Source organism: Rhizobium redzepovicii (assembly GCF_019793435.1).
In the GTDB taxonomy this organism is placed as follows: domain Bacteria; phylum Pseudomonadota; class Alphaproteobacteria; order Rhizobiales; family Rhizobiaceae; genus Rhizobium; species Rhizobium redzepovicii.
Genome location: NZ_JAILYH010000003.1, coordinates 256476 through 277637, shown reverse-complemented (window position 1 = coordinate 277637; position 21162 = coordinate 256476). Strand labels below are relative to the sequence as shown.

The 21162-nt window shown below is 62.5% G+C and carries 22 protein-coding genes; 10 read left to right on the top strand and 12 right to left on the bottom strand.

The window, feature by feature from the left end:
* Positions 1-69: 69 nt before the first annotated feature.
* The 7 genes from K6N12_RS06105 to K6N12_RS06075 form a co-directional block, all read right to left on the bottom strand.
* Complete coding sequence (locus K6N12_RS06105) at positions 70-279, bottom strand: cold-shock protein (RefSeq protein WP_003546468.1); 210 nt, start codon at positions 277-279, stop codon at positions 70-72.
* 274 nt (positions 280-553) lie between these two features.
* Complete coding sequence (locus K6N12_RS06100; protein WP_097627562.1) at positions 554-1288, bottom strand: L,D-transpeptidase family protein; 735 nt, start codon at positions 1286-1288, stop codon at positions 554-556.
* A gap of 174 nt (positions 1289-1462) precedes the next feature.
* On the bottom strand, positions 1463-2269 hold the full coding sequence (locus K6N12_RS06095; protein ID WP_097627560.1) for a L,D-transpeptidase: 807 nt from the start codon (positions 2267-2269) through the stop codon (positions 1463-1465).
* Between the two features lie 294 nt (positions 2270-2563).
* Positions 2564-3484, bottom strand: coding sequence for an alpha/beta hydrolase family protein (locus K6N12_RS06090; RefSeq protein WP_097627558.1), 921 nt, complete (start codon positions 3482-3484; stop codon positions 2564-2566).
* A gap of 118 nt (positions 3485-3602) precedes the next feature.
* Positions 3603-5228 carry a cisplatin damage response ATP-dependent DNA ligase gene (locus K6N12_RS06085; protein ID WP_097627556.1) on the bottom strand — a complete coding sequence of 542 codons (1626 nt, stop codon included), beginning with the start codon at positions 5226-5228 and terminating at the stop codon, positions 3603-3605.
* Positions 5229-5495: 267 nt separating this feature from the next.
* A complete protein-coding gene (locus tag K6N12_RS06080) occupies positions 5496-6506 on the bottom strand; it encodes a ligase-associated DNA damage response exonuclease (protein ID WP_097627553.1) in 1011 nt (336 codons plus the stop codon).
* Between the two features lie 45 nt (positions 6507-6551).
* On the bottom strand, positions 6552-7355 hold the full coding sequence (locus tag K6N12_RS06075; RefSeq protein WP_097627551.1) for an alpha/beta fold hydrolase: 804 nt from the start codon (positions 7353-7355) through the stop codon (positions 6552-6554).
* Positions 7356-7475: 120 nt separating this feature from the next.
* On the opposite strand from K6N12_RS06075, the gene K6N12_RS06070 reads away from it, so the two are divergent.
* Positions 7476-8447: a glycerophosphodiester phosphodiesterase family protein gene (locus K6N12_RS06070; RefSeq protein ID WP_097627549.1), complete on the top strand. Its 972-nt coding sequence runs from the start codon at positions 7476-7478 to the stop codon at positions 8445-8447.
* Positions 8448-8579: 132 nt separating this feature from the next.
* On the opposite strand, the gene K6N12_RS06065 is transcribed toward K6N12_RS06070, so the two are convergent.
* Positions 8580-10877 (bottom strand): sensor domain-containing protein, encoded by a 2298-nt coding sequence (locus tag K6N12_RS06065; protein WP_097627547.1) that lies wholly within the window; start codon positions 10875-10877, stop codon positions 8580-8582.
* 244 nt (positions 10878-11121) lie between these two features.
* Between K6N12_RS06065 and K6N12_RS06060 the strand changes: the two genes are divergently transcribed.
* Positions 11122-12489, top strand: a complete 1368-nt coding sequence (locus tag K6N12_RS06060) for a TIGR03808 family TAT-translocated repetitive protein (protein WP_097627545.1) — start codon at positions 11122-11124, stop codon at positions 12487-12489.
* 100 nt (positions 12490-12589) lie between these two features.
* On the top strand, positions 12590-13255 hold the full coding sequence (locus K6N12_RS06055) for a glutathione S-transferase family protein (protein WP_097627543.1): 666 nt from the start codon (positions 12590-12592) through the stop codon (positions 13253-13255).
* Between the two features lie 106 nt (positions 13256-13361).
* Here K6N12_RS06055 and K6N12_RS06050 read toward each other — a convergent pair whose 3' ends face one another.
* Positions 13362-14258, bottom strand: coding sequence for a LysR substrate-binding domain-containing protein (locus K6N12_RS06050; RefSeq protein ID WP_097627541.1), 897 nt, complete (start codon positions 14256-14258; stop codon positions 13362-13364).
* Between the two features lie 113 nt (positions 14259-14371).
* On the opposite strand from K6N12_RS06050, the gene K6N12_RS06045 reads away from it, so the two are divergent.
* The gene (locus K6N12_RS06045; protein ID WP_097627539.1) at positions 14372-14566 is read left to right on the top strand and encodes a hypothetical protein; all 195 of its coding nucleotides are present in this window, start codon (positions 14372-14374) and stop codon (positions 14564-14566) included.
* Between the two features lie 75 nt (positions 14567-14641).
* On the opposite strand, the gene K6N12_RS06040 is transcribed toward K6N12_RS06045, so the two are convergent.
* Positions 14642-15112 (bottom strand): GNAT family N-acetyltransferase, encoded by a 471-nt coding sequence (locus K6N12_RS06040; RefSeq protein ID WP_239619797.1) that lies wholly within the window; start codon positions 15110-15112, stop codon positions 14642-14644.
* Positions 15113-15411: 299 nt separating this feature from the next.
* Between K6N12_RS06040 and K6N12_RS06035 the strand changes: the two genes are divergently transcribed.
* The 4 genes from K6N12_RS06035 (at position 15412) to K6N12_RS06020 (ending at position 18017) form a co-directional block, all read left to right on the top strand.
* On the top strand, positions 15412-16254 hold the full coding sequence (locus K6N12_RS06035) for a phosphodiester glycosidase family protein (RefSeq protein ID WP_245500067.1): 843 nt from the start codon (positions 15412-15414) through the stop codon (positions 16252-16254).
* Positions 16255-16601: 347 nt separating this feature from the next.
* Positions 16602-17252: a glutathione S-transferase family protein gene (locus K6N12_RS06030; RefSeq protein ID WP_097627763.1), complete on the top strand. Its 651-nt coding sequence runs from the start codon at positions 16602-16604 to the stop codon at positions 17250-17252.
* A 103-nt stretch (positions 17253-17355) separates the two neighbouring features.
* Positions 17356-17610, top strand: coding sequence for a type II toxin-antitoxin system Phd/YefM family antitoxin (locus K6N12_RS06025; RefSeq protein ID WP_097627535.1), 255 nt, complete (start codon positions 17356-17358; stop codon positions 17608-17610).
* A complete protein-coding gene (locus tag K6N12_RS06020; RefSeq protein WP_097627533.1) occupies positions 17610-18017 on the top strand; it encodes a type II toxin-antitoxin system VapC family toxin in 408 nt (135 codons plus the stop codon). The genes K6N12_RS06025 and K6N12_RS06020 overlap by 1 nt, the downstream gene beginning before the upstream one ends.
* Before the next feature lie 45 nt (positions 18018-18062).
* Here the strand turns inward: K6N12_RS06020 and K6N12_RS06015 are convergent, their stop codons facing one another.
* Together K6N12_RS06015 and K6N12_RS06010 are read right to left on the bottom strand one after the other, a co-directional pair.
* Entirely contained in the window at positions 18063-18683 is a 621-nt protein-coding gene (locus tag K6N12_RS06015) for a glutathione S-transferase family protein (RefSeq protein ID WP_097627531.1), read from the bottom strand.
* Positions 18684-18969: 286 nt separating this feature from the next.
* Positions 18970-19326 carry a DUF4406 domain-containing protein gene (locus tag K6N12_RS06010; RefSeq protein WP_183777452.1) on the bottom strand — a complete coding sequence of 119 codons (357 nt, stop codon included), beginning with the start codon at positions 19324-19326 and terminating at the stop codon, positions 18970-18972.
* 128 nt (positions 19327-19454) lie between these two features.
* On the opposite strand from K6N12_RS06010, the gene K6N12_RS06005 reads away from it, so the two are divergent.
* Both K6N12_RS06005 and K6N12_RS06000 read left to right on the top strand, forming a co-directional pair.
* Positions 19455-20210 (top strand): DeoR/GlpR family DNA-binding transcription regulator, encoded by a 756-nt coding sequence (locus tag K6N12_RS06005; protein WP_097627529.1) that lies wholly within the window; start codon positions 19455-19457, stop codon positions 20208-20210.
* 110 nt (positions 20211-20320) lie between these two features.
* Positions 20321-21109 carry a carbon-nitrogen hydrolase family protein gene (locus K6N12_RS06000; RefSeq protein ID WP_097627761.1) on the top strand — a complete coding sequence of 263 codons (789 nt, stop codon included), beginning with the start codon at positions 20321-20323 and terminating at the stop codon, positions 21107-21109.
* Positions 21110-21162: the final 53 nt, after the last annotated feature.

The window sequence follows — 21162 nt, the reverse complement described above, 5'->3', positions numbered from 1 at the left end:
TCAGCTCGCTGCCAGTACATCCGTGGTCAGCGCGCCGCCAGCATCTGGACAGCATAGGCGAATGACAAATCATGCGGCCTGAAGGTTGTCAGCCGAATTCTTGCCGGACTTCTTGTCGCGGACGAGATCATAGCGGATCTTCTGGCCTTCAACGAGTTCGCGCATGCCGGCGCGTTCGACCGCTGAAATGTGGACAAAAACATCCGTAGAACCATCATCGGGCTGAATGAAGCCAAAACCCTTGGTGCCATTGAACCATTTGACGACGCCTGAATTCATAACGATCTCCTTTTCAACCGTTGTGTTCGCCTGCGGAAGAATGTCCGACAAGCCGTATCGATGTTGAGAGGATATCTGACGGAGCGCTTCAGCGCGTGGACAAAGGTCGCAAGCAATTCGATACGCACCATGTAGGTTATTTACCGAATTAAGCAATGGTTTTCTGAAAATAAAACTTTTCCGGGCGTGGGAAACGAGGGCATTTACCCACGGAATGCCGCTCGGCCGGGCAAGATCGAACCGGGGCGGCCGGATCGCGGCCGCCCCGCTGACATCACTGCCAGACGACGATCGGCGCCTTTGTCGGCACGCGGTCGTAGAGATCGATGATATCCTGGTTCATCAATCTGACGCAGCCCGAGGAGACGGCCTTGCCGATCGAGCGCCAGTCGGGATTGCCGTGCAGGCGGTAGAGCGTGTCTTCGCCGTTCGAGAAGATATAGAGCGCGCGGGCGCCGAGCGGGTTCTTCAGGCCCGGCTCCATACCGCCGTTCTCGATCGAATATTTGACGAGTTCCGGCTGGCGGGCGACCATCTCGTTCGGCGGCTTCCAGCGCGGCCATTTCTGACGCCACTGGATGACGCCGGAACCCTGCCAGGCGAAACCCTCGCGGCCGATGCCGACGCCGTAGCGCATCGCCATGCCGTCACCCTGGACGAGATAGAGAAAGCGCGACGGCGTATCGACGACGATGGTGCCGGGCGGCTGGCCGGTGGGATCGAGAACGCGCTGGCGATAATAGCGCGGGTCGATCTGCTCATAGGGAATGGCGGGGATGAGAAAGCCACCATCCTCGACGGGACCATACATGACGGCAAGCTCGGCCCCACTCGGCACGCTCGACGCCCCAGGCGATTGGAAGAGGCGCATGGGCGAACGGTAGATGATCGTCGTATCGCCCGATGTGACCGTATTGGCCGAAGAGGCGCAGCCGGTGAGCGCGGAGGCTGCGGTCAATGCCGAAAAGGAAAGAAAGCTGCGGCGGGAAAGATGTCTATCGAAGCTCATGACGCGGGACTGATTTCCTCTGATGCGGGAGCCGGACAAAACCCTGCGTGAGCGGCGATTCGTCCGATGCCGAGAACAACATCAGAAGATCTATCGGCTTGCGCCAAATAAACCATAGCTTCACGCAGACGTGTCCGGCCTTGGGCAGACGATATCAGCGGCGCTGTTGCAGCGCTACATCACAACGATCTCCGCCTTGGCAGGAAGGCGGTCATAGAGATCGACGACGTCCTGGTTCAGCATGCGCACGCAGCCGGACGAGGTGGCCTTGCCGATCGACTGCCAGTCGGGTGTGCCGTGGATGCGATAGAGCGTATCTTGCCCGTCCTTGAAGATATACATGGCGCGGGCGCCGAGCGGGTTCTGGAGCCCCGGATTCATGCCGCCGTTTTCGGCCGAAAAGGCGCGAACCTCGGGCTGGCGCGAGACCATCTCGACCGGCGGCGTCCAGCGCGGCCATTTCTGCTTCCACTGAATGACGCCGCGGCCCGACCAGGCGTAACCATCGCGGCCGAGGCCGACACCGTAGCGCATCGCCTTGCCGTTTTCCTCGACGAAATAGAGGAAATGCGCCCTGGTATCGACGATGACCGTGCCGGGGCGCTCGGTCGTCTGGTAATCGACTTCCTGGCGGAGGAACTGCGGCTGCACGCGGCTGACCGGGATCGCCGGCAGGGTGAAATCCTCGTCGCGGACCGCGCCATACATTGCTATATGCACCGGATTGCTGACCGGCAGGCCGTAGGTCTGATGGAATTGGGTCTTGTAGAGTTCTCGCGTCTGCGGCACCGGCTGATCGGGTATCGGCCGCACCCGGCGCGGATCGACGCCGGGCGGCTGATAGAAGACCGGCGAGGTCTCCTGAACGAAGCGGGCGGGCGAATCGGCGGCGACATCGGGAATGAGGATGTTGCAGCCGCTCAGCGACCCGGCTGCGATGACGAGCCCGGCAATCGGGAAGACCCGGCGCAGAAAATTCATGGAACCACCCTTATCAACGATCGGCGAGACAGCGATATCTACCGCGACGATGGCATCCGCGGCTGGCGCGAGGCTGGTGTTGAGGGCGGGAAAGCCGGAAGCTAATGCATGCGACCCGAAGTGCAGAGCAAAAAGCGCTGTGCCTCAGGGCCATCCCCACTGCCCAGCTAAACTTCCTGCAATGGCGAAGGCAGCAGCTCGGGGAAGTCGTTCGGCACGATCATGGTCTCTGCGTCCGTTGTCACACCGGGAACACAGGCCCAATAGGCCTGCGTTTGAAGCGGCGGCGAAAAATCAGGCCGCCACCCCATGGAAGAAGCGGATGCTCTGTTCGATCTCGGCCGGCAGCGCCGAAGTGTGGTTGCCGGCGACGGTTTCGGTTTCGATATGGATGCCGGCGGCGCGGGCGCGGCGGGAGAGAAGATCGGCCCGGTCGTTGAAATGAGCCTCTTCCGTGCCGTGAACGACACGGATAGGACATTTGAAGCTCTGGGCGTAACACAGCGCCGACCGCACCTCGAACTCATGCGCATTGCTGTCGTCGAAGCGGATATCCTGGGGATAGCGCTTGAAGAAGCGGAAGGCGTCGGGATTGCCCGATATCGGCGCGGCGGCCCGGAATTTCTGGGTGCTCATCGCCGTCAGCATGGTCAGCGTACCGCCGATGCTGTGGCCGGCGATGAACAGCCGCCCTGGATCGACCCCCGGCAGATGCGCCAGCCGCTCGGCGGCGGCAAGAACGTCGTCGACCTCGTCATAGAAGCCGGAGAAATTGCCCATCTGGCCGTTTTCGCCGCGCAGCGACGGCATCATCACAACGTAGCCGGCATCCATGTAGGGCTTCATCAACTGCCAATGGCCGATGCCCATGGCATTGCCGCCGTGGAGGAAGAGCACGGCGGGCTTGGCGGCGCGCTCGCGCTTATATTTCGAGACCCAGGCGACCAACTCGAGTTCGCCGTAGCCGGAGCGATAAAAGATCTTGTCGGCGTCGGCCGGCGCGCTCAGCGGCTCGTATTTGTCGGGCGCCGGACCCTTCTGCAAAAGCTTGGTGCGGAATTGGTGGCGGACCTTGGCATAGTCATGCTTGGCAAGCCGCGGTTCATCCGGAACATCGAAGGCCGCCGCCACTTGCGGCAGGACGAGTGCGCCGGCAAGACCCGCCAGCACGGCACGGCGTTGGCGGAAAAAGGCATTTTGTTCATGCGAGCTCATAACGCAGCACCCAAATCACGTCCCCGGCACACAAGATTTGCACCGGAAGATCGTTGCCGCCAATACACATCCTGTTGAAATTTTGGGACTGCGGCATTGTTGCACAGGAGATTGGCCCTCACCCCGGCTTGGCGTCGATCATGGCGATCAGGGTGCGCAGCCGATCGGCCTCATAAGTGGGCTTGTCGGGGCGAAGACGGGCGATGCGGGGAAAGCGCATGGCGACGCCCGATTTGTGCCGGGTCGAGCGGTTGATGCCTTCAAAGGCCACCTCGACGACGAAGCCGAAATCCTTATCGGCGCGCACGGCGCGCACCGGCCCGAAGCGCTCGGTGGTATTGTTGCGCACGAATTTGTCGAGCACTTCGAGTTCCGCATCGGTGAAACCGAAATAGGCCTTGCCGACGGGCACCAGTTGTTCCCCGTCCTCGTCGTCGGCCCAGACGCCGAAGGTGAAATCGGAATAGTAGCTCGAGCGCTTGCCGTGGCCGCGCTGGGCATACATCAGCACCGCATCGACATTATAGGGATTGCGCTTCCACTTGAACCAGGGGCCCTTCATCCGGCCGGCCTGATAGATGCTGTCGCGCCGCTTGATCATCACGCCCTCGATGACCGGATCGGGCGGGGCCGCACGAAGACGGTCGAGCTCGTCCCAGGACGAGAAAGGCACGAGCGGCGAGAGGTCGAAACGGTCGTGGGGGGCACGGTCGATGATCTCGGCCAGCCGATCGCGGCGATCGGTAAAGCCATCGCCCCGCACATCCTCGTCGCCGTCGAAGAGCAGGTCGTAGGTGCGGATGAAGGCGGGGTAGTCGGAAAGCATCCTTGCCGTCACCGTCTTGCGGTTCAGGCGCTGCTGCAGATCGGAGAAAGTGCGGGTCGGGCTGTTGGAGCGGGCGGTGCCGCCGACCAGCAGCTCGCCGTCGACAACGCCGGAAAAGCTGATGGCGTCGAGAATATCGGGAAAGGCGACCGAAATGTCGTCGCCGGAGCGCGAATAGATTTTGCGCCGGTCGCCGGAGCGGGAGAGCTGGACACGGATGCCGTCCCATTTCCATTCGGCGGCGTAGTTGGCCGGATCGAGACCGTTAAGGTCCCCCTCCTCCACCGCATTGGCGAGCATGACCGAATGAAAGATCGCCGGTGTCGCCAGCACCGGTTTTTCGCCGCCCGCAGCCAGCCATTCGAACAAAGTCTCGTAAGGCGGCTGCAGGCCGTGCCAGAGCGTTTCGATTTCGGTGACGTCCTTGTCGCCGAGATCAGCCAGCGCCTGTTTGGCAAGACGGGCTGAGACACCGATGCGCATGGCGCCGGTCGCCAGCTTGATGAAAGCGAACCGGCCGGAGGAATCCAGCCGGTCGAGCAGGTCGCGGACGAAGCCGCGCACTTCCGTGCGGCCGAGCGCATTCATATCGGTGACAACAGCGCCGAGACGCGGCTGGGAAAGGGCCGAGCGGTCGATATCCCGCTCATTGTCCCAGACTAGCGAGATGGTTTCGGCGAGATCGCCGACATAATCGTAGGAATAACGGAACAACACCTCGTCCATGCGCTCCAGCACCAGTTCGCGCAGCATGGCGGGCTTGACGTTACGCACCTCCAGCGTGCCGGCGATGGCGGCAAGGCCGTAGCCGCGGTCAGGGTCCGGCGTGTCGCGGAAATAATCGGTCAGCAGCTTCAGCTTGCCGTTGCGGCTGGGGGTGAGAACGAGGCGGTCGAGGAGGTCGGCGAAGGCTTTCATGTCGGCCTCCGCGTTTGAGGGGAAGGCTCAAAGGGTACGCCCTCATTCCTGTGCTCGTCACAGGAATCCAGTGCGCCCAAGTCCTTGAGCGCGAGAAACTCTTCGGTGTCACATAAGTCATTCACCGCGCCGACGCGCGGTGGCTGGATTCCTGTGACGAGCACAGGAATGAGGGAGCGAGGGGCGTGCATAGCCGCCATTTCCAGCGCGCCGGCGATAGCGGCAAGGTCCGCTGGGGAGGGGTTCTGATCCAGCACAGAGCTCATCTCAATCCGCCTCATCCTCATAGCCCACCAGATGCAACGGCTTCGCCTTGATGCCCTGGAGCTGGCACCAACGCACCAGGGCCTCCTCGCGGCCGTGGGTTACCCAGACTTCGGCCGGGTGCAGTTCCCGGATGGTTTCCGTCAGCTCCGGCCAGTCGCAATGATCGGAGATGACGAGCGGCAGTTCGACGCCGTGCTGTTTGGCGCGCTGGCGTACCATCATCCAGCCGGAGGCGAAGGCCGGCAGCGGTTCGTTGAAGCGCCGCGCCCAGCGGTCGGCGAAGGCCGAGGACGGGCCGACGACGACGGCGCCCTTGAAGGCGGATTTGTCGCGGCTCTCGATGGTCGCCGGCAGCAGCTCACCGAGATCGATGCCCTCGCCGACATAGTAGTCGCAGAGCTTTTCCATGGCGCCGTGGATATAGATCGGCTCGGTGTAACCGGCATCGCGCAGCAGCCTGATGACACGCTGGGCCTTGCCCAGCGCATATGCGCCGACGAGATGGGTGCGCTCGGGAAATTGGCGGAGCGAGGCGAGCAGCTTGCCGATCTCATCCATCGGATCGGGATGATGGAAGACCGGCAGGCCGAAGGTCGCCTCGGTGATGAAGACATCGCAGGCGACCGGCACATAGGCGGCGCAGGTCGGATCCGGGCGGCGTTTGTAATCGCCGGAGACGACGATGCGGGTGCCGTTTTTCTCGATGGCGATCTGCGCCGAGCCGAGCACGTGGCCAGCCGGATGAAAGCTCACCTTGACGCCGTTGATGAGCAGTTCCTCGCCGAAGGCGGCAGCCTGCTCGCTGACGCAAAAGCCCTCGCCGTAACGCAGGCGCATGATGTCGAGCGTCTGGCGGGTGGCAAGCACGTTCACATGGCCCGGCCGGGCGTGATCGGAATGGCCGTGGGTGACGAGCGCCCGCTCCACCGGCCGCACAGGATCGACATAGAAGCCGCCTTCGGGGCAATAGAGCCCTTCCGGGGCGGGATAGAGCAGCGCATCAGGTCTCATGAAGCAAGAGATAGCCGGAAATCGGCGCGAGGCCAGAGGTCGTCATCAGGCTATCCTGTCGAGAAAGGACAGTACCGCGGCATTGAACTCCGCCGGCCGTTGCAGCGGCGCGAAATGGCTGACGCCTTTGAGATAAATCATCTCAGCGTCCGGAATGCTGCGGACAAGATATTCGGCATGCTCCGGCTTGATGAACTCGTCGTGCCGACCGAGCACGATCGCGACCGGCACACCGATCCGTGCGAGGTCTTCGGCGCTGTAATTCGGCTCCGTGCGCATCATCTGGCTGACCGCCTCGACGAAGGCATTGAAGTCATGCGGCGTGGCGGACAAGGCCGCATAATCCTTGGCATGGCGGCTGAAGCATCGGTCGATGACCGGGGTCGCAACAAATTCCAGCGTACCGCTCGGATCCATGTTGCAGGCGAAGAAGAAGACGCCGTCGACACGTGACGGCACCGTCGCGGCGAGGATCAGCGCGATACAGGCGCCGTCGCTCCAGCCGATGAACGCTGCCTTGTCCAGACGCAGTTCGTCCATGACATCAAGCACGTCTGATGCCATCAGTTCATAGGTGTAGGGACGGGCATCGCGGGTGCTGCGGCCATGGCCGCGGCTGTCGATCAGCACGACGCGGCGGCCACTGTCGAGCAGCGCCGGGAGCTGATAGCCCCAGTTGCCGCTATGGCCGAGACCGCCATGCAGCAGGATGACGGCAGGACCGGTCCCATAGCTCGCATACCAGATGCGGGCACCGTCGCGTCCGACATGGCCTTCGGCAGATGCCGGCGGCAAGGCGGCCGCGCCGTGTTCTGCGAAACGGATGAGCTCGTCGTCCTGTGGTTCCATGGCGATACCGATCCTCTCCGGGGAATAAACTGCCAGCATAGAAAAGCCGGAAAAGAGCCCAAGAACAACCAGAATCGCTTTCTAGCTGTTGCTTCTTTCGATGCAATCATGGGGAGCATAATGGGCAGGAAGCTTTTCTATTGCGTGGGCGCGGTCGCACTTGTCGCGGCGGGCATCTATCTCAACAACACCAGCCTGCTCGCCGAGCATCAGCCGGGAAAGCCGGTGCTGCTCGCCCATCGCGGCATCGCCCAGCGGTTCGACGAGACCGATCTGAAGAACGACACCTGCACGGCGAGCCGCATGCTGGCGCCGAAACATGATTATCTCGAAAATACCATCCGCTCGATGCAGGCAGGCTTTGCGGCGGGCGCCGATATTGTGGAGATCGACGTGCATCCGACGACAGATGGCGCATTCGCCGTCTTTCACGACTGGACACTCGACTGCCGCACCGACGGGCACGGCGTCACCCGCGATCATTCGATGGCGGAGCTGCGGAAGCTCGACATCGGCTATGGCTATACCGCTGACGGCGGCAAGAGCTTTCCCTTCCGCGGCCGCGGCATCGGCATGATGCCGACGCTGGCCGAGGTGCTCTCGACCTTTCCGGATCGGCGCTTCCTGATCAACGTCAAGAGCCGCGATCCGTCCGAGGGCGAAAAACTCGCCGCCGTGCTCAACGGACTTTCACCCGCGCGACGGGCAGACATCATCGTCTATGGCGGCGACGAGCCGATCGATGTCCTGCGCCGGCTGGTGCCCGAGATCAAAACCGCCTCGCGCCAGAGCCTGAAAGGCTGCCTTTTCGGCTACATCGGCTATGGCTGGACCGGCGTGCTGCCGGATGCCTGCAAACACGCCATGATGCTGGTGCCGATCAATATTGCGCCTTGGCTCTGGGGCTGGCCGGACCGTTTTCTCAACCGCATGCAGGATGCAGGAACCGAGGTCTTCGTGCTCGGCCCCTATCGCGGCAGCGATTTCTCGACCGGCATCGACGACGCCGCGCTGTTGGCGCGACTGCCTGAGAACTATGCGGCGGGCATATGGACGAACGAGATCGAGGCGATCGGCAAGCTGGAAAAATAAGGCGTTCAAGCGCGTCGCGATCTTTCAGATTCACTCCTTACGCTTTAGTTCCTTATTTTACGCATGTCGTTGCCGCAAAAGCGCTTCGCGCCTTGCCTGCGAAAAACGCTGCGCAGTTTTGCGCGACGGGTTTTAGAGGCTGCGTGCCCGCAGCAATGCCGGGATCTCCTCCGGAGAAACGGGCTTGGAGAAGCGGTAGCCTTGCGCCTCCTCGCAGTGTGCGTGACGCAGGAAATCCATCTGCGCGTCGGTTTCCACGCCTTCGGCGAGCACCGAAAGCTTCAGCGTCTGCGCCAGCGAAATCACCGCCGAGGCGATGGCAACGGCGGTCTTGTCGCCCGGCAGGGCCTCGACCAGCGAGCGATCCATCTTCAGCCGGTCGAAGGGGAAGGTCTTCAGCGCCGCCAGGCTGGAATAGCCGGAGCCGAAATCGTCGATCGACAGGCGCACACCGAGCGCGCGCAGCGATTCCATCATGGCAAGCGCGCGTTCGGCATCCTGCATTACCACGCTTTCGGTGACCTCGAGTTCCAGCCAGCGCGCTTGCAGGCGGTGGCGCTCCAGCGCTTCGGCGACGTGGCACGCAAAATCCGGATCGGCGAACTGCTTGGCCGAGACGTTGACGGCGACGGTCAGCGACGGCAGGCCCATATCCTGCCATTGGCGCGCCTGGCGGCAGGCCTCGTTCAACACCCAGAGACCGAGGGGAACGATGAGGCCGGTTTCTTCGGCGAGCGGAATGAAATTGACCGGCGGCACCCTGCCCTTGGCCGGATGGTTCCAGCGCACCAGCGCCTCGATGCCGGTGATGCGGCCGGTGGCGACATCGACCTGCGGCTGGTATTGCAGGAACAGCTGGTGGCCGGTAATCGCCTGGTGCAGCTCCTCCTGCTCGCCGAGCGGCATTCCCACCGGCGCGCCACCGCCATCGTGATGCTGCAAGGTGTTGCGGCCAAGCTCCTTGGCACGGTACATGGCGCGGTCGGCATTGGCGAGAAGCTCTTCCGAGGTCGCGCCGTCGAAGGGGAAGGCGGCAACGCCGATGCTCGAGGTGACGGTGATCTCGCCGCCGTCGCTGGGGATCGGCCGGTTGATCGCCTTCTGCAGCTCGCGGAGGCGGCGCGTGATGCCGGCATCGTGGCTCGACTGGTGAACGAGCACGACGAGGAATTCGTCGCCGCCGAGACGCACCACCATATCCGAGGCCCGGATGCTGTTGGCCATGCGGGCGGCGGTTTCCTTCAGCACCTCGTCGCCGGCGGCGTGGCCGCGGCCGTCGTTGATGTCCTTAAAATTATCGAGATCGATATAGGCGACGGTGACCTTGCGGGTGTGGCGCCGGGCCTGGTCGAGGATATTGGCGAGCCGCTCCTTGAGGAAGGCGCGGTTCGGCAGGCCGGTGAGATCGTCGTGATGGGCCATGAAATGGATGCGATCATCGACACGCTTGCGCTCGATGGCGATGCCGGCAATGTGCGTGGCGAGCGCCACCAGCTTTATTTCGTGCTCCGTCGGACGGCGGACTTCCCTGGAATAGAGGGCAAAGGTGCCGAGCACATTGTTCTGCGAGGTGGCGATCGGTGTCGACCAGCAGGAGCGGAAGCCGAACGGCGCGACCAGCGCGCGGAAATCCTCCCACAGCGGATCGCTCATCACGTCCTCGACGATCACAGTCTGGCCACGCCAGGCGGCGGTGCCGCAGGAGCCGACCTTGGGACCGATGGTGACGCCGTCGATCAGCCGGCTGTAGCCGCCGGGCAGATTGGGGGCGGCGCCGTGATAGAGCCTGGTGCCCTCGCCGTTCAGCAGCAGCACCGATCCGTCGATGCCGGTCAGTTGCGCCTCGATCATCAGCACCAGCGCCTCGAGGATCATCGGCAGCGGCTCGTTGCGGGCGATCATTTCGAGCAGGTTCGCCTGCTCACGATGGAGATCCTCCTGACGCTTGCGTTCGGTGATATCGCGGGAAACGCCGATCAGGCCGATGATCTCGCCGCGATCGTTGCGCAGCGGGATTTTCGAGGTCAGCCGGCATATCGGCCTTTTGCCGCCGGGCAGGACGTAGCTTTCCTCCATATCGATGCAGGCTTGCCCCGTCGCCATGATCTGCTGCTCGATATCGAAATGGCGGCGAGCCGTCTCGAAATCGAACAGGTCGAAATCACGCTTGCCGGTAAGCAGATCAGCGCTCTCCAGACCGAGGCTGCTGGCGGTGACGGCGTTGGCGAAGACGAAGCGGCTGTCGCGATCCTTGACATAGAGGAAATCCGGAAGCTCGTGGACGATCGTCTTCAGGCGCAGGTTCTCGATGCCGTCGGAGAGGTGATGGGCGGTCGAGGCCATCATCGCCTCCGTCGCGGCGACGATGCGCCGCGTTTCGGCCGACAGGGCATCGGTCGATTCCCATCGCCTGGCACTCGGTTCGTGCATGCCGTCATTCTCCCCGGAGGCCGAAGGCCTCATCCCGCATAATCACCCCGTAATATTCCCTTCAAAGTAGTCCTCATTCCCTTCGGCTTGCTTAAATGAAAGAGTGAACAAGACGACAAGATCGGCGGCGATATCCTGCCCTTGGCCAAGGCGACAACCGCAATTCCGGCCACCTGTGCCAGAAAGAGACAGGCGGGTCTGGCACGTTTCGTGCTACGGGCGCGTTATGACGAGAGAATCCGGAATGCCTTCACGCCGCGACATGCTTTTCCTACTCGCCGCCGCAGCGGTTGCGGGAGGTTCAGCGCCGCGCGCGCTTGCCGCACCGCTGGCGGCTGCCGGGCAATCCGATCTGCGCGGCGCGATCGACGCGGTGGAATATCGCGCCATTCCCGAAAGCGGCGACCGCAAGACCCGCAACCTGCAACAGATGATCGAACAGGCGGCGCGCGAGAACATGCCGGTCTTCCTGCCGCCCGGCACCTATCGAGTCTCCAATCTCAACCTGCCTGACAATACCCGCATAACAGGCGTGCCTGGCGCCTCACGGCTCGTCTATACCGGCGAAGGCCACCTACTGACGGCGACAAATGTGCGGCGCATCGAGCTTTCCAACCTCGTCATCGACGGCGGCAATCGCTGGCTCGGTGATTATGCCGGCGGGCTCGTCCAATTCACCGGCGTCGACGAGGTGCTGATGGACAATTGCGAGATCGGCGGCAGTCGCAAACACGGGTTGCAGCTGGAGCGCTGCGGCGGACGGATCGAGCGCAGCCGCATATCCGGCGCGGCCGAGGCCGGGCTCTACGCGGTCGATTCCGCCAATCTTTCGGTCACCGGAAATACGATCACCGATTGCGGCAATGGCGGCATTCTGGTGCATCGCTGGAAGAAGGCCGAGGACGGCACGGTGGTTTCCGGTAACCGCATCTCCAACATCCGCGCCAATGACGGCGGCACCGGCCAGAACGGCAACGGCATCAACATCTTCCGCGCCGATGGTGTGATGGTGGTGAACAACCATATTTCCGACTGCGCCTTCACCGCGATCCGCGCCAATTCGGCATCGGACATCCAGATCAGCAACAATCAATGCCGGCGTTCCGGCGAAACGGCGATCTATGTCGAATTCGCCTTCGAGGGCGCCGTCGTTTCCGCCAACATGATCGACGGGGCGGCGAACGGCATTTCGATTGCCAATTTCGACGAAGGCGGCAGGCTGGCGAGCGTCACCGGCAATGTCGTGCGCAACCTCACCCTGAAAGGCCCCTACAAACACGAGGTCGGCTTCGGCATCGGCATTGCGGCGGAGGCCGACACGCTGATTTCGGGCAATGTGATCGAGGGCGCGCCGAGATGGGGCATGCAGATCGGCTGGGGTCCTTATCTCCGTAACGTCGTCGTCAGCGGCAATGTGGTGCGCAAGGCACCTGTCGGATGCGCCGTCTCGGTCGCCGACGGCGCCGGCACCGCCGTCATCACCGACAACGTCTTCCAGGAGACCGCTGAAGGCGCGGTCCTCGGCTTCCAATGGGAGAAGAAAGTGTCGGACGAGATGGCGGGCGGCGCGCCGTACAAACAGCTGACCGTCGAGCGAAACCGGGTCTCCTGAAGAGCATCAAAAGCTTTCATCATCCCATCAGCGGCAAGGACTTTTCCGCAGCCGCTGCGGCCTCTACCCTCTCGGACAATTACATCGAGGGGACAAGATCATGCTGACAATCTACGGAGTCTATCGATCGCGGGCGTCGCGCGTCTACTGGATGGCGGAGGAGCTGGGGCTCGAATTCCAGTCGGTGCCGGTGCTGCAAGCCAGGCGATTGGCGGAGCCCCTGTCCGAGAGCGCGCCGCTCAATACGCACTCGCCCGATTTCGCCGCCGTCAACCCGATGGCGCAGATCCCCAGCATCAAGGACGGCGATCTCCTCATGCATGAGTCGCTGGCGATCAATCTCTACCTCGCCCGCAAACATGGCGGACCGCTTGCGGGACAAACCGTCGAAGAAGACGGATTGCTGACGATGTGGACCGTCTGGGCTGCCTCGCAGGTCGAGCCGCATTCGGTCAGGATCGTGCTGACCTATGACAACGGCCTCGAAAACAGCCAGGAGGGCAAGGAGACGATCGCAGCCGCCTGTCATGCCTTGCGCAGGCCACTTGCCACGCTCGAAGGCCAGCTTGCCGGCCGGCAGTGGATTGCCGGCGACCGCTTCACCGTCGCCGATCTCAACATCGCCGAGGTGCTGCGATACGCCCAGAGCGAGGAGGCGCTTTTCCAGGCACATCCGAATATCGAGGCCTGGATCGAGCGCTGCCAGTCGCGCCCGGCCTACAAGAAGATGCAGGAGACGCGCGGCAGGGAGCCGATCGAGGTCTGAGCCAAAGCGCGTCGCGCTTTAGCTTGTTGTTTTGCGCATGTCGTTGCGGCAAAAGCGCTTCGCGCCTTGCCTGGAAAAACCGCCGCACAGCTTTGCGCGACATGCTTTAGCGGAACAAGGCAAGCGTGCCGGCCATTTCCTCGCGGATCCAGGCCTTGAAGTCCCTGACCTTCTTCGGCTCGCGCGTGCCCTCGGCGGTGACGAAATAATGACCGAAACCGGTGCGCGCCCGAATGCCGAAGGGCGCCGCCAGCCGGCCTTCGGCAAGCGCGAAGGCGGCAAGGGTCTGCCAGGCAAGCATGACGCCCTGCCCGGCGATCGCCGCATCGAGGCACAGCGAGGCATCGTTGAAAACGTGGCGCGTCGCCGGTGTGGCGCCTGACAGTCCCGCCTCGCGCATCCAGACCTCCCAGCTGAACATGGCGCGACCGTCGATGACGGCGGGCAGTTCCAGGATATCGGCGGGCGCCTTCAGTTTCGCCGCCATCTCCGGCGAGCAGACGGGAAAAACCTCCTGCTCCAGGAGCAGTTCGGCCTTCACGTCAGGCCATTTGCCGGTGCCGACGCGGATGCCGATATCGACGTCGGAGAGGGCGGGGCTGACGAGATTGGTGGTTGCATCGAGCCGCAGCTTGATATCGGGATGGCGCTCAGCGAAACGATCGAGCCGGCAGACGAGCCAGCGGGCGGCAAAAACCGGCGCCACCGAGATCGTCAGGATCGTGTCGTCCTTGCGTTGCGCAATCGACACGGCCGCCGAAAGACGGGCAAAGCCTTCATCGAGCGCGGCCAGTACCGGCCGGGCGGCTTCGGTCGTCATCATTCCCCGGGCGGTGCGCTCGAAGATCACCAGGCCAAGCTGCGCCTCCGCCTTGATGACCTGCTGGCTGACGGCGCCGACCGAGACGCCGAGCTCATCGGCGGCCGCCTGCAGCGAGCCGAGCCGACCGACGGCTTCCAGCGCCTTAAGGCCGTTGAGATGCACAGTGTTGAGGTTCTTCATATAGTTTTTCTATAGCAGAGCCGCATTAATCTCAATTGAAAATCCGCTTGAGGGAGCAGAGATTACAGCCTGCGGCGACCATCCCCCGCCGCTTGGAGAAAGCGAGGCATGCCATGTCATTGCTGAAGTTTTTCTTGAGGCCCGCCCTTGCCTTGGGCAGCGCAGACGCTCTCCCAGCCTGGAAGAACGATCCGCTGCGGCATCCCGAGGTCGAGCGCATGTCGATGCGGGAAATTGCCGATCTGCCGATTGGAACAGAGACCAACCTTGCCGCCGAGGCCAAACCGACGCTGGCGAAATGCGCGTGACGATGCGCGCCCGTGTCAGCCGCTCTGAAACGCGCCGCATCACTCGCGTGACGCGACGCGCTTTAGCGACCTGCCTCAGTCCACCGATGCCTGCCAGCAAATCACACGACCGTCCTCCGGATCAATGCGCTCGCCGATGCGGATGAAGCCGTTGCGTTCGAGGACACGTTGCGAGGCGATGTTTTCCACGCCCGTATCGGCCGAAACGTGCGTCACGCGCGGGTCTTTCCGCGCCCATTCGAGCAGTTCGCCGATCGCACGCGTGACATAGCCACGCCGCTCGCGGCTCGGCGCAATGCCATAGCCGACGTGGATTTCGCCCCTCTCAGGCGCACTGATGATGGAACACAGCCCGACGATCTCGCCATCCTCGACGATCATCCAGGCCGACGGGGTAAAATCGGCGCCGATCTCCGCGGCGATCCTCGCCAGCATCTCCAGCACCTCAGGCGGCGCGATGGCGCTATCGGAAACCAGGCGCGTATCTGCGGGCGCGGCGCCGTTCAGCAACCCGGCGAAATCATAAGCAGTCAATTCGATGATCATATTATTCTCGACATTGGACCTGCGCCAGCTTTGGCGCGTCATAGCCGAGCAGCAAGACTAGCCCTCGATTGAATTCGAGCCGCGTCTCGTCCTTCCGCCTCGGCCGGTGCGTTCTGAATATTTTGCGACGGCATACAAAGGCGTTCTCCTCTTCGGGCCTGACCCCGGAATGAGCGGATGCGGATCGATATTGAAGCTCGCCGGCCTCTTTGTCCAGCCGTTACGGAGAACTGGCCCTGGCAGGCTGAAGGGCTGATTCGACAGAGCGGGCAGCGCTTCCGCCGTAGAAAAAACCCTACTTGTCGCCTGCATTCGCGCGACCACGCCAACCCGGCGTCGGAGCCCTATCTGTTTCAGCAAAGAGAATTTCAGTGCCAGCAATTCGAAAAATCCTGTTGGGACTCCTCGCAATTTTAACGGTCGCCATTGTCGTCAGCGCCGGCTGGCTCTGGCAGGTCGCGGGTGCTTACGGTTTCAACACCGTCTTGCGGCGCGGTGGAACCTATTGGATCGACATAAAACCTGACGACGAGCGCCTTTCCGCCTCCGTGCAGTTGGCGTTGCGCCCGGTCATCCCGGCCGTTTTGCCCGGGCCGCTGGTCTGGCAAGAGCCGGAGACGGGCTTCGAGGTGGCGGAACTACCGGTTCTTGCCGATGGCCGCGAAGTCGACCGGATCTTGCTCAGCCGAATTGACCCGGCCCGCTTTCGATTCGTCACCCGTAACGCGGCTGCTGGCGATACCGGCATCGACGAATGGGAGAAGGTTTTGCCTAACGCCGCGCTGATCGTGAACGGCAGCTATTTCGACAAACATGGCAGGCCCGATACGCCTTTCATCAGCGAAGGCATTGCGATGGGTCCTCAGCAATATGACGCGAGGGCCGGCGCCTTCATTGCCGGCAAAGACACTGCCGAGATCCGCGACCTGACGCATCAAGATTGGCAGACAGCCTTTGCCGGCGCGTCGAACGCCATGGTCTCCTATCCGCTCCTGATCGGCGACGACGGGCAGACGCATGTGAATGTGAAAAGCCGCTGGCTCGCCAACCGTACGTTTGTCGCCAAAGACGACTTGGGGCGTGTCGTCATCGGGACGACAAAGGAAGCGTTCTTTTCCCTCGACCGGTTGGAGAGTTTCTGAAGACCTCGCCGCTCAATCTCAAGGTCGCGCTTAATCTTGATGGCGGTCCCGTCGCCTGCCGGAGCGTTCGGCTGGATGGCTATCGGCAAAAATTCTACGCAAGATGGGAGTCTCAGGCGGACGATAACAAAGTAAGCCTGCTCCGCTGGCCGATTTCCGAGGCCAATTGGGCCATGCCGATGGTGCTGACGGTCGAGCGGAAGTAGGTCGGGATCTGGCGATCGTCGCAAGGCCAGCGAGGATTATCGCGAGCATCGGTGTCGGAATCTCATTTCGCCGGCCGTCTTCAAGCCATTGCACAACGCCTTACATCGCATCGATCTAAGGATAATCATATGGAGGAAGCGATGACGATTACCATTACCGCCTTTGAACGCTCGCCCGATCGCGGCCGGGGTCTGGCGCGCGACATGCGCGTTCGCTGGGCACTCGAAGAAGCGGGCCAGCCTTACGAAGTTCGTCTCGTTTCGTTCAAGACGATGAAGGAGCCCGCGCATCTGGCACTTCATCCTTTCGGGCAGATTCCGACCTATGAAGAAGGCGATCTTACTCTGTTCGAGTCCGGTGCGATCGTGTTCCATATCGCCGAGCGCCATGCGGGCCTGCTGCCTGCGGATACGAATGCCCGGGCGCGCGCGGTCACGTGGATGTTTGCTGCGCTGAACACGGTGGAGCCGCCGATCTTCGAGCGCAGCCTCGCCACCATCCTCGAGCGCGACGAACCCTGGTACGAGCAGCGCCTGCATGCGCTTGAGGACAGCATCCGCAAACGGCTGGGGAGCCTTTCCGCTCGCCTTGGCGATGCCGACTGGCTCGATGGCGCGTTCAGCGCCGGCGACTTGCTGATGGTGACGGTGCTGCTCAGGGCGCAAGCATCAGGTCTCTTGGAGGAATATCCAAACCTTGCCGCCTATGTCGCCCGCGGCGAAGCCCGGCCGGCCTATCAGCGTGCTTTCGCGGCCCAGTTGGCGGTGTTCACCGCCGCATCGGCCGTGTGACAAGGGCCCCTTACCATCTTCATCCGATGGATGCTGCTGCTACCCATTGACCCTGCGTCTTTCCATGCTTAAATATCTAGACAGTCTAGCCAGGAGGCAAATAATGGAATGGCAGTTGCAGGAGGCCAAGAACAAGTTTTCGAAAGTGGTGCAGAAGGCGCGTGATGAAGGCCCGCAGGTGGTCACGCTCCGGGGCGAGCGAACGGCCGTCGTGCTGTCCGCCCGCGACTACGACGCCTTGCGCGCCGGCCGGCCGACACTGGTCGACGACCTGCTTGGCGGCCCGGCCTGGGACGATGAGCTTGCCAATACGGTGGAAGCACGCGCTGCGAGCCCAAGCCGCGACGTGACCTTCTGATGTATCTGGTCGATACCAATATCGTTTCGGAGGCGCGGCGCGGCACATCGCAGGCGATTTCCTGGCTGCGCTCCGTCGATCCGCTGAGCATACACCTGAGCGCGCTGACCCTTGGCGAGATCATGCGCGGCATTGCGCTCAAACAGAGGTCGGACCCGAAGGCTGCGGCGCACCTCACGGAGTGGCTGCGCAAGCTGCGTCATGATCACGGCGCCCGCATCCTGCCGGTAACCGATCAGATCGCCGTGGAATGGGGTCGCATCGCCGCGATCCGGCCACGCGGCGATATTGACGGGCTGATCGCCGCGACCGCGATCGTCCATGACCTGATCGTCGTCACCCGCAACGTCAGTGACTTCGCCGACACCGGGGCCTCGGTGATCAATCCTTGGGAGATGTCGGCATGAGCTCCGCTGCGCCTGCCCCGCAGGCCGCGGCGATCATGCAGCCTATCAGCCGCGATCGTAGGCCAGCGCCCGTTGGACGGCGGGGCGCTGCAGCATGCGGGCGTGATGGTCGCTCACGTCGACGAAGCGGGCGGGATCGACGCCGTCGGACGGCAGCCAATCTGTCATGACGAAAAGATAGGGATCGGCGATCGAATAGCTCTCGCCCATCACCCACGGGCCTTTGAACATCGTCTCTTCGATCAGGGTGAAACAACCGGCCATATTCTCAGGCACCTTGGCCTTCATCGCCTCGAGTGCCGCCTGATCGTCGGCCCAGCGGGAGCCGCGCGGGCGATGGGCATGGTTCACATGCACGGTCGAGCAGAGATAGCAGTTGAAGGATTGCAGCCGCGCCATGTCGAAAGCATCCCCGAGCGGCGCCAGCTTGGCGGCCGGCGCACTTTCCGCGACAAAGCCGAGGATCGCCGGCGTTTCCGTCAGCACGCCGCGATCGGTGACCAGCGCAGGCACCCGGCCCTTCGGGTTGATCTGCAGATAATCCGGCGAGCGTTGCTCGCCATTGGCGAAGCTGAGCTTCCTTGTTTCGAAGGCGAGGCCGGATTCCTCCAGGGCGATCAGGCTTGCGAGCGCGCAGGTTCCCGGCGCGTAGTACAATGTCAGCATAATGGGCCACTCCCTTTCGGCACGTGATATAGCGCAGGGATGGGTGCGCCGGAACTGGGGAGATTGGGTTTTGTCTCTGCGTCGGGCCGCCCCTCATCCGCCTGCCGGCACCTTCTCCCCGTTCTGACGGGGAGAGATATGCCGCACCCTCTCAATTCCTCGCAGACCTCTCGTAAGGCACGTCCCCTCGCCCCGTTTACGGGGGTTCGCAGGACGGGTCGAGACCAGCGGCTCGACCCCGGCAAGGGTTAGGGTGAGGGGCATCTTGCCAGGACAAACTCGCCGCTCAGCCGCAGCCCGGCACGTCCTCCAGCCGGTGCCAGACCGGAATGCCGCGCTCCCTGGCGATGCGCACGTCGTTATCCGCCCCCTTGGAGTCGCCCGGCAGCCGCAGCACGCCGTCGCAGAGCTGCAGCAGCCGGCCGGCGACAGGGTGGAAGATCTCTTCGTAGAGCGCATCGCCGACCGACTTGCCGCCGGCGGCGTGCCAGATCGGCAGAGCCACCCATTCGCCGATCATCGGCACATGGCCGGCGGCGAACAGTGCGGGCGAGGGTTCCTCCAGCCGCTCCAGGTTGGCGGCCATCTTTTCCGGGTCGTCGCCCGTTCCCGACCTATAAGGCCCGGCAATCAATATCAACATCATCCACTCCATCGCTGAGCATTCCCGGCGTCATGCACGGGATTTCGTGAAAATGCACGAGATTTCTTGAATGTCGAGTCTTTTCGTGCAATATCGGGCGAATGTGTTTAATTTCGTGCAGAGAGCCTATGCTGACGTCACAACGCAAAACCCTCATCCTCGACATATTGCGCCGTGACGGCCAGGTGGTCGCCAAGCGTGTCGCCGAGGATTTTTCCCTTTCGGAAGACACAATCCGGCGCGATCTCCGCGAAATGGCGGCGGAGGGGCTGTTGAAACGGGTGCATGGGGGCGCAATGCCGTTGGCGCCCGATCTGCCCGATTTTACCGCGCGGCGCAGCGTCTCGTCGGAGATCAAGGCGCGGCTCGGGGCTGCTGCGGCGGCGATGGTCAAGCCCGGTCAGTTGATCTTTCTCGATGGCGGCACAACTACGGCTGAGATCGCCCGGCACTTGCCGCGCGACACGCCGCTGACGGTTGCGACCCACAGCCCGACGATCGCCGCCGAACTCGAGCACCACCCGACGGCGGAGGTGATCCTTGCCGGCGGGCGGCTCTACAAACATTCGATGGTGGCGACAGGCGCGGCGGCGGCGGCGGCGATCTCGCAACTGCGCCCCGACCTGTTCTTCCTCGGCGTGACGGCCGCCCATCCGGTGCACGGGCTTTCCACCGGCGACTTCGAGGAAGCGGCGATCAAACGCCATATCGCCCGCTGCTCGGCCGAAACGCATGTGCTGCTGACGGAGGAGAAGTTCGACCTCGTCTCGCCCTGCCCGGTGCTTGGAATTTCTGAGGTGGCGGGGCTGATCGTGCCGGCGGAAATGCCGGCCGAGCGGCTGAAACCCTATCGCGATCTCAACAGCACGATCGCCGCGGCTTGATCGGCCGGGGAAACCGGGGACGCATGCCAGTTTGACGTGTGGGATCAGACTGCCTAACCTTCGACCTCACGAGGACGATGGCACGGCCCATGCATGAGGAGGAACAGAATTTGACAAGCATTTCCCTTCGAATCGCGCTGGCGCAGATGATGAGCGACGTAAATATCGATGAGGTTTGCGCATCTGCTGCGGCTGAAGGTGCCGCCATCATCTTATTTCCGGAGATGTTCTCAAACGGGTACAGTCGCTTTGATTCCGAGAATGCGGCGTCCCGGCAGGCTTGGATCGACGCGGCAATACCGCTTGATGGTCCCTATCTGGATAGATTTCGACAAGCTGCGCGCAATAATGGTCTCGCGATCGTGGCAACGTTCCTTGAGTACGGAGAGGCAAAACCTTTCAACGCGGCCGTAGTGATCAATGACAGCGGCGAAATCATCCTCCATCAGCGCAAGCGACACATTTGCTTTTTCGACGTCCCGGAAGAGGCTTGCGCCCCAGGCGATGGCTCAAGAGTGGCAAAGCTGAAGACAAAAGCGGGCGAGGTTGCGATCGGCATAATGATTTGTATGGATCGGGAGTTTCCCGATGTAGCATCGGATCTCGTTCGGAACGGCGCGGAGATTATTCTCGTTCCAAACAGCTGCCCACTCGTGGACGATCCAAGCGTAGGTGACGTGCGCGTGGCGGGGGTGCGAGCACTGGCCTTCCAGTCCGTCGTGGGGATAGCCGTGGCCAATTATCCGGTACCGAAAGACGACGGTCGTTCTTTCGCCGTCGATCCGCTAGGCAAGGTTCTTATTATGGGCGGCAAGCAGCAGGAATTGGTCATAGTAGACTTCGATATCAATGAGATCAGGGCTGTTCAGAAGCGAGAGTGGTTCCGACGAGCCCGATGACCTGTGTTGACGCCGTCCCATTGCTGGGTTCCGTTATCTCCGAACCGCTAAAT

What these genes read in the sequence shown, in the direction of transcription:
- K6N12_RS06105 (WP_003546468.1), bottom strand. Translation starts at nt 279, where the DNA reads ATGAATTCAGGCGTCGTCAAATGGTTCAATGGCACCAAGGGTTTTGGC.
- K6N12_RS06100 (WP_097627562.1), bottom strand. Translation starts at nt 1,288, where the DNA reads ATGAGCTTCGATAGACATCTTTCCCGCCGCAGCTTTCTTTCCTTTTCG.
- K6N12_RS06095 (WP_097627560.1), bottom strand. Translation starts at nt 2,269, where the DNA reads ATGAATTTTCTGCGCCGGGTCTTCCCGATTGCCGGGCTCGTCATCGCA.
- K6N12_RS06090 (WP_097627558.1), bottom strand. Translation starts at nt 3,484, where the DNA reads ATGAGCTCGCATGAACAAAATGCCTTTTTCCGCCAACGCCGTGCCGTG.
- K6N12_RS06085 (WP_097627556.1), bottom strand. Translation starts at nt 5,228, where the DNA reads ATGAAAGCCTTCGCCGACCTCCTCGACCGCCTCGTTCTCACCCCCAGC.
- K6N12_RS06080 (WP_097627553.1), bottom strand. Translation starts at nt 6,506, where the DNA reads ATGAGACCTGATGCGCTGCTCTATCCCGCCCCGGAAGGGCTCTATTGC.
- K6N12_RS06075 (WP_097627551.1), bottom strand. Translation starts at nt 7,355, where the DNA reads ATGGAACCACAGGACGACGAGCTCATCCGTTTCGCAGAACACGGCGCG.
- K6N12_RS06070 (WP_097627549.1), top strand. Translation starts at nt 7,476, where the DNA reads ATGGGCAGGAAGCTTTTCTATTGCGTGGGCGCGGTCGCACTTGTCGCG.
- K6N12_RS06065 (WP_097627547.1), bottom strand. Translation starts at nt 10,877, where the DNA reads ATGCACGAACCGAGTGCCAGGCGATGGGAATCGACCGATGCCCTGTCG.
- K6N12_RS06060 (WP_097627545.1), top strand. Translation starts at nt 11,122, where the DNA reads ATGCCTTCACGCCGCGACATGCTTTTCCTACTCGCCGCCGCAGCGGTT.
- K6N12_RS06055 (WP_097627543.1), top strand. Translation starts at nt 12,590, where the DNA reads ATGCTGACAATCTACGGAGTCTATCGATCGCGGGCGTCGCGCGTCTAC.
- K6N12_RS06050 (WP_097627541.1), bottom strand. Translation starts at nt 14,258, where the DNA reads ATGAAGAACCTCAACACTGTGCATCTCAACGGCCTTAAGGCGCTGGAA.
- K6N12_RS06045 (WP_097627539.1), top strand. Translation starts at nt 14,372, where the DNA reads ATGTCATTGCTGAAGTTTTTCTTGAGGCCCGCCCTTGCCTTGGGCAGC.
- K6N12_RS06040 (WP_239619797.1), bottom strand. Translation starts at nt 15,112, where the DNA reads ATGATCATCGAATTGACTGCTTATGATTTCGCCGGGTTGCTGAACGGC.
- K6N12_RS06030 (WP_097627763.1), top strand. Translation starts at nt 16,602, where the DNA reads ATGACGATTACCATTACCGCCTTTGAACGCTCGCCCGATCGCGGCCGG.
- K6N12_RS06025 (WP_097627535.1), top strand. Translation starts at nt 17,356, where the DNA reads ATGGAATGGCAGTTGCAGGAGGCCAAGAACAAGTTTTCGAAAGTGGTG.
- K6N12_RS06020 (WP_097627533.1), top strand. Translation starts at nt 17,610, where the DNA reads ATGTATCTGGTCGATACCAATATCGTTTCGGAGGCGCGGCGCGGCACA.
- K6N12_RS06015 (WP_097627531.1), bottom strand. Translation starts at nt 18,683, where the DNA reads ATGCTGACATTGTACTACGCGCCGGGAACCTGCGCGCTCGCAAGCCTG.
- K6N12_RS06010 (WP_183777452.1), bottom strand. Translation starts at nt 19,326, where the DNA reads ATGTTGATATTGATTGCCGGGCCTTATAGGTCGGGAACGGGCGACGAC.
- K6N12_RS06005 (WP_097627529.1), top strand. Translation starts at nt 19,455, where the DNA reads ATGCTGACGTCACAACGCAAAACCCTCATCCTCGACATATTGCGCCGT.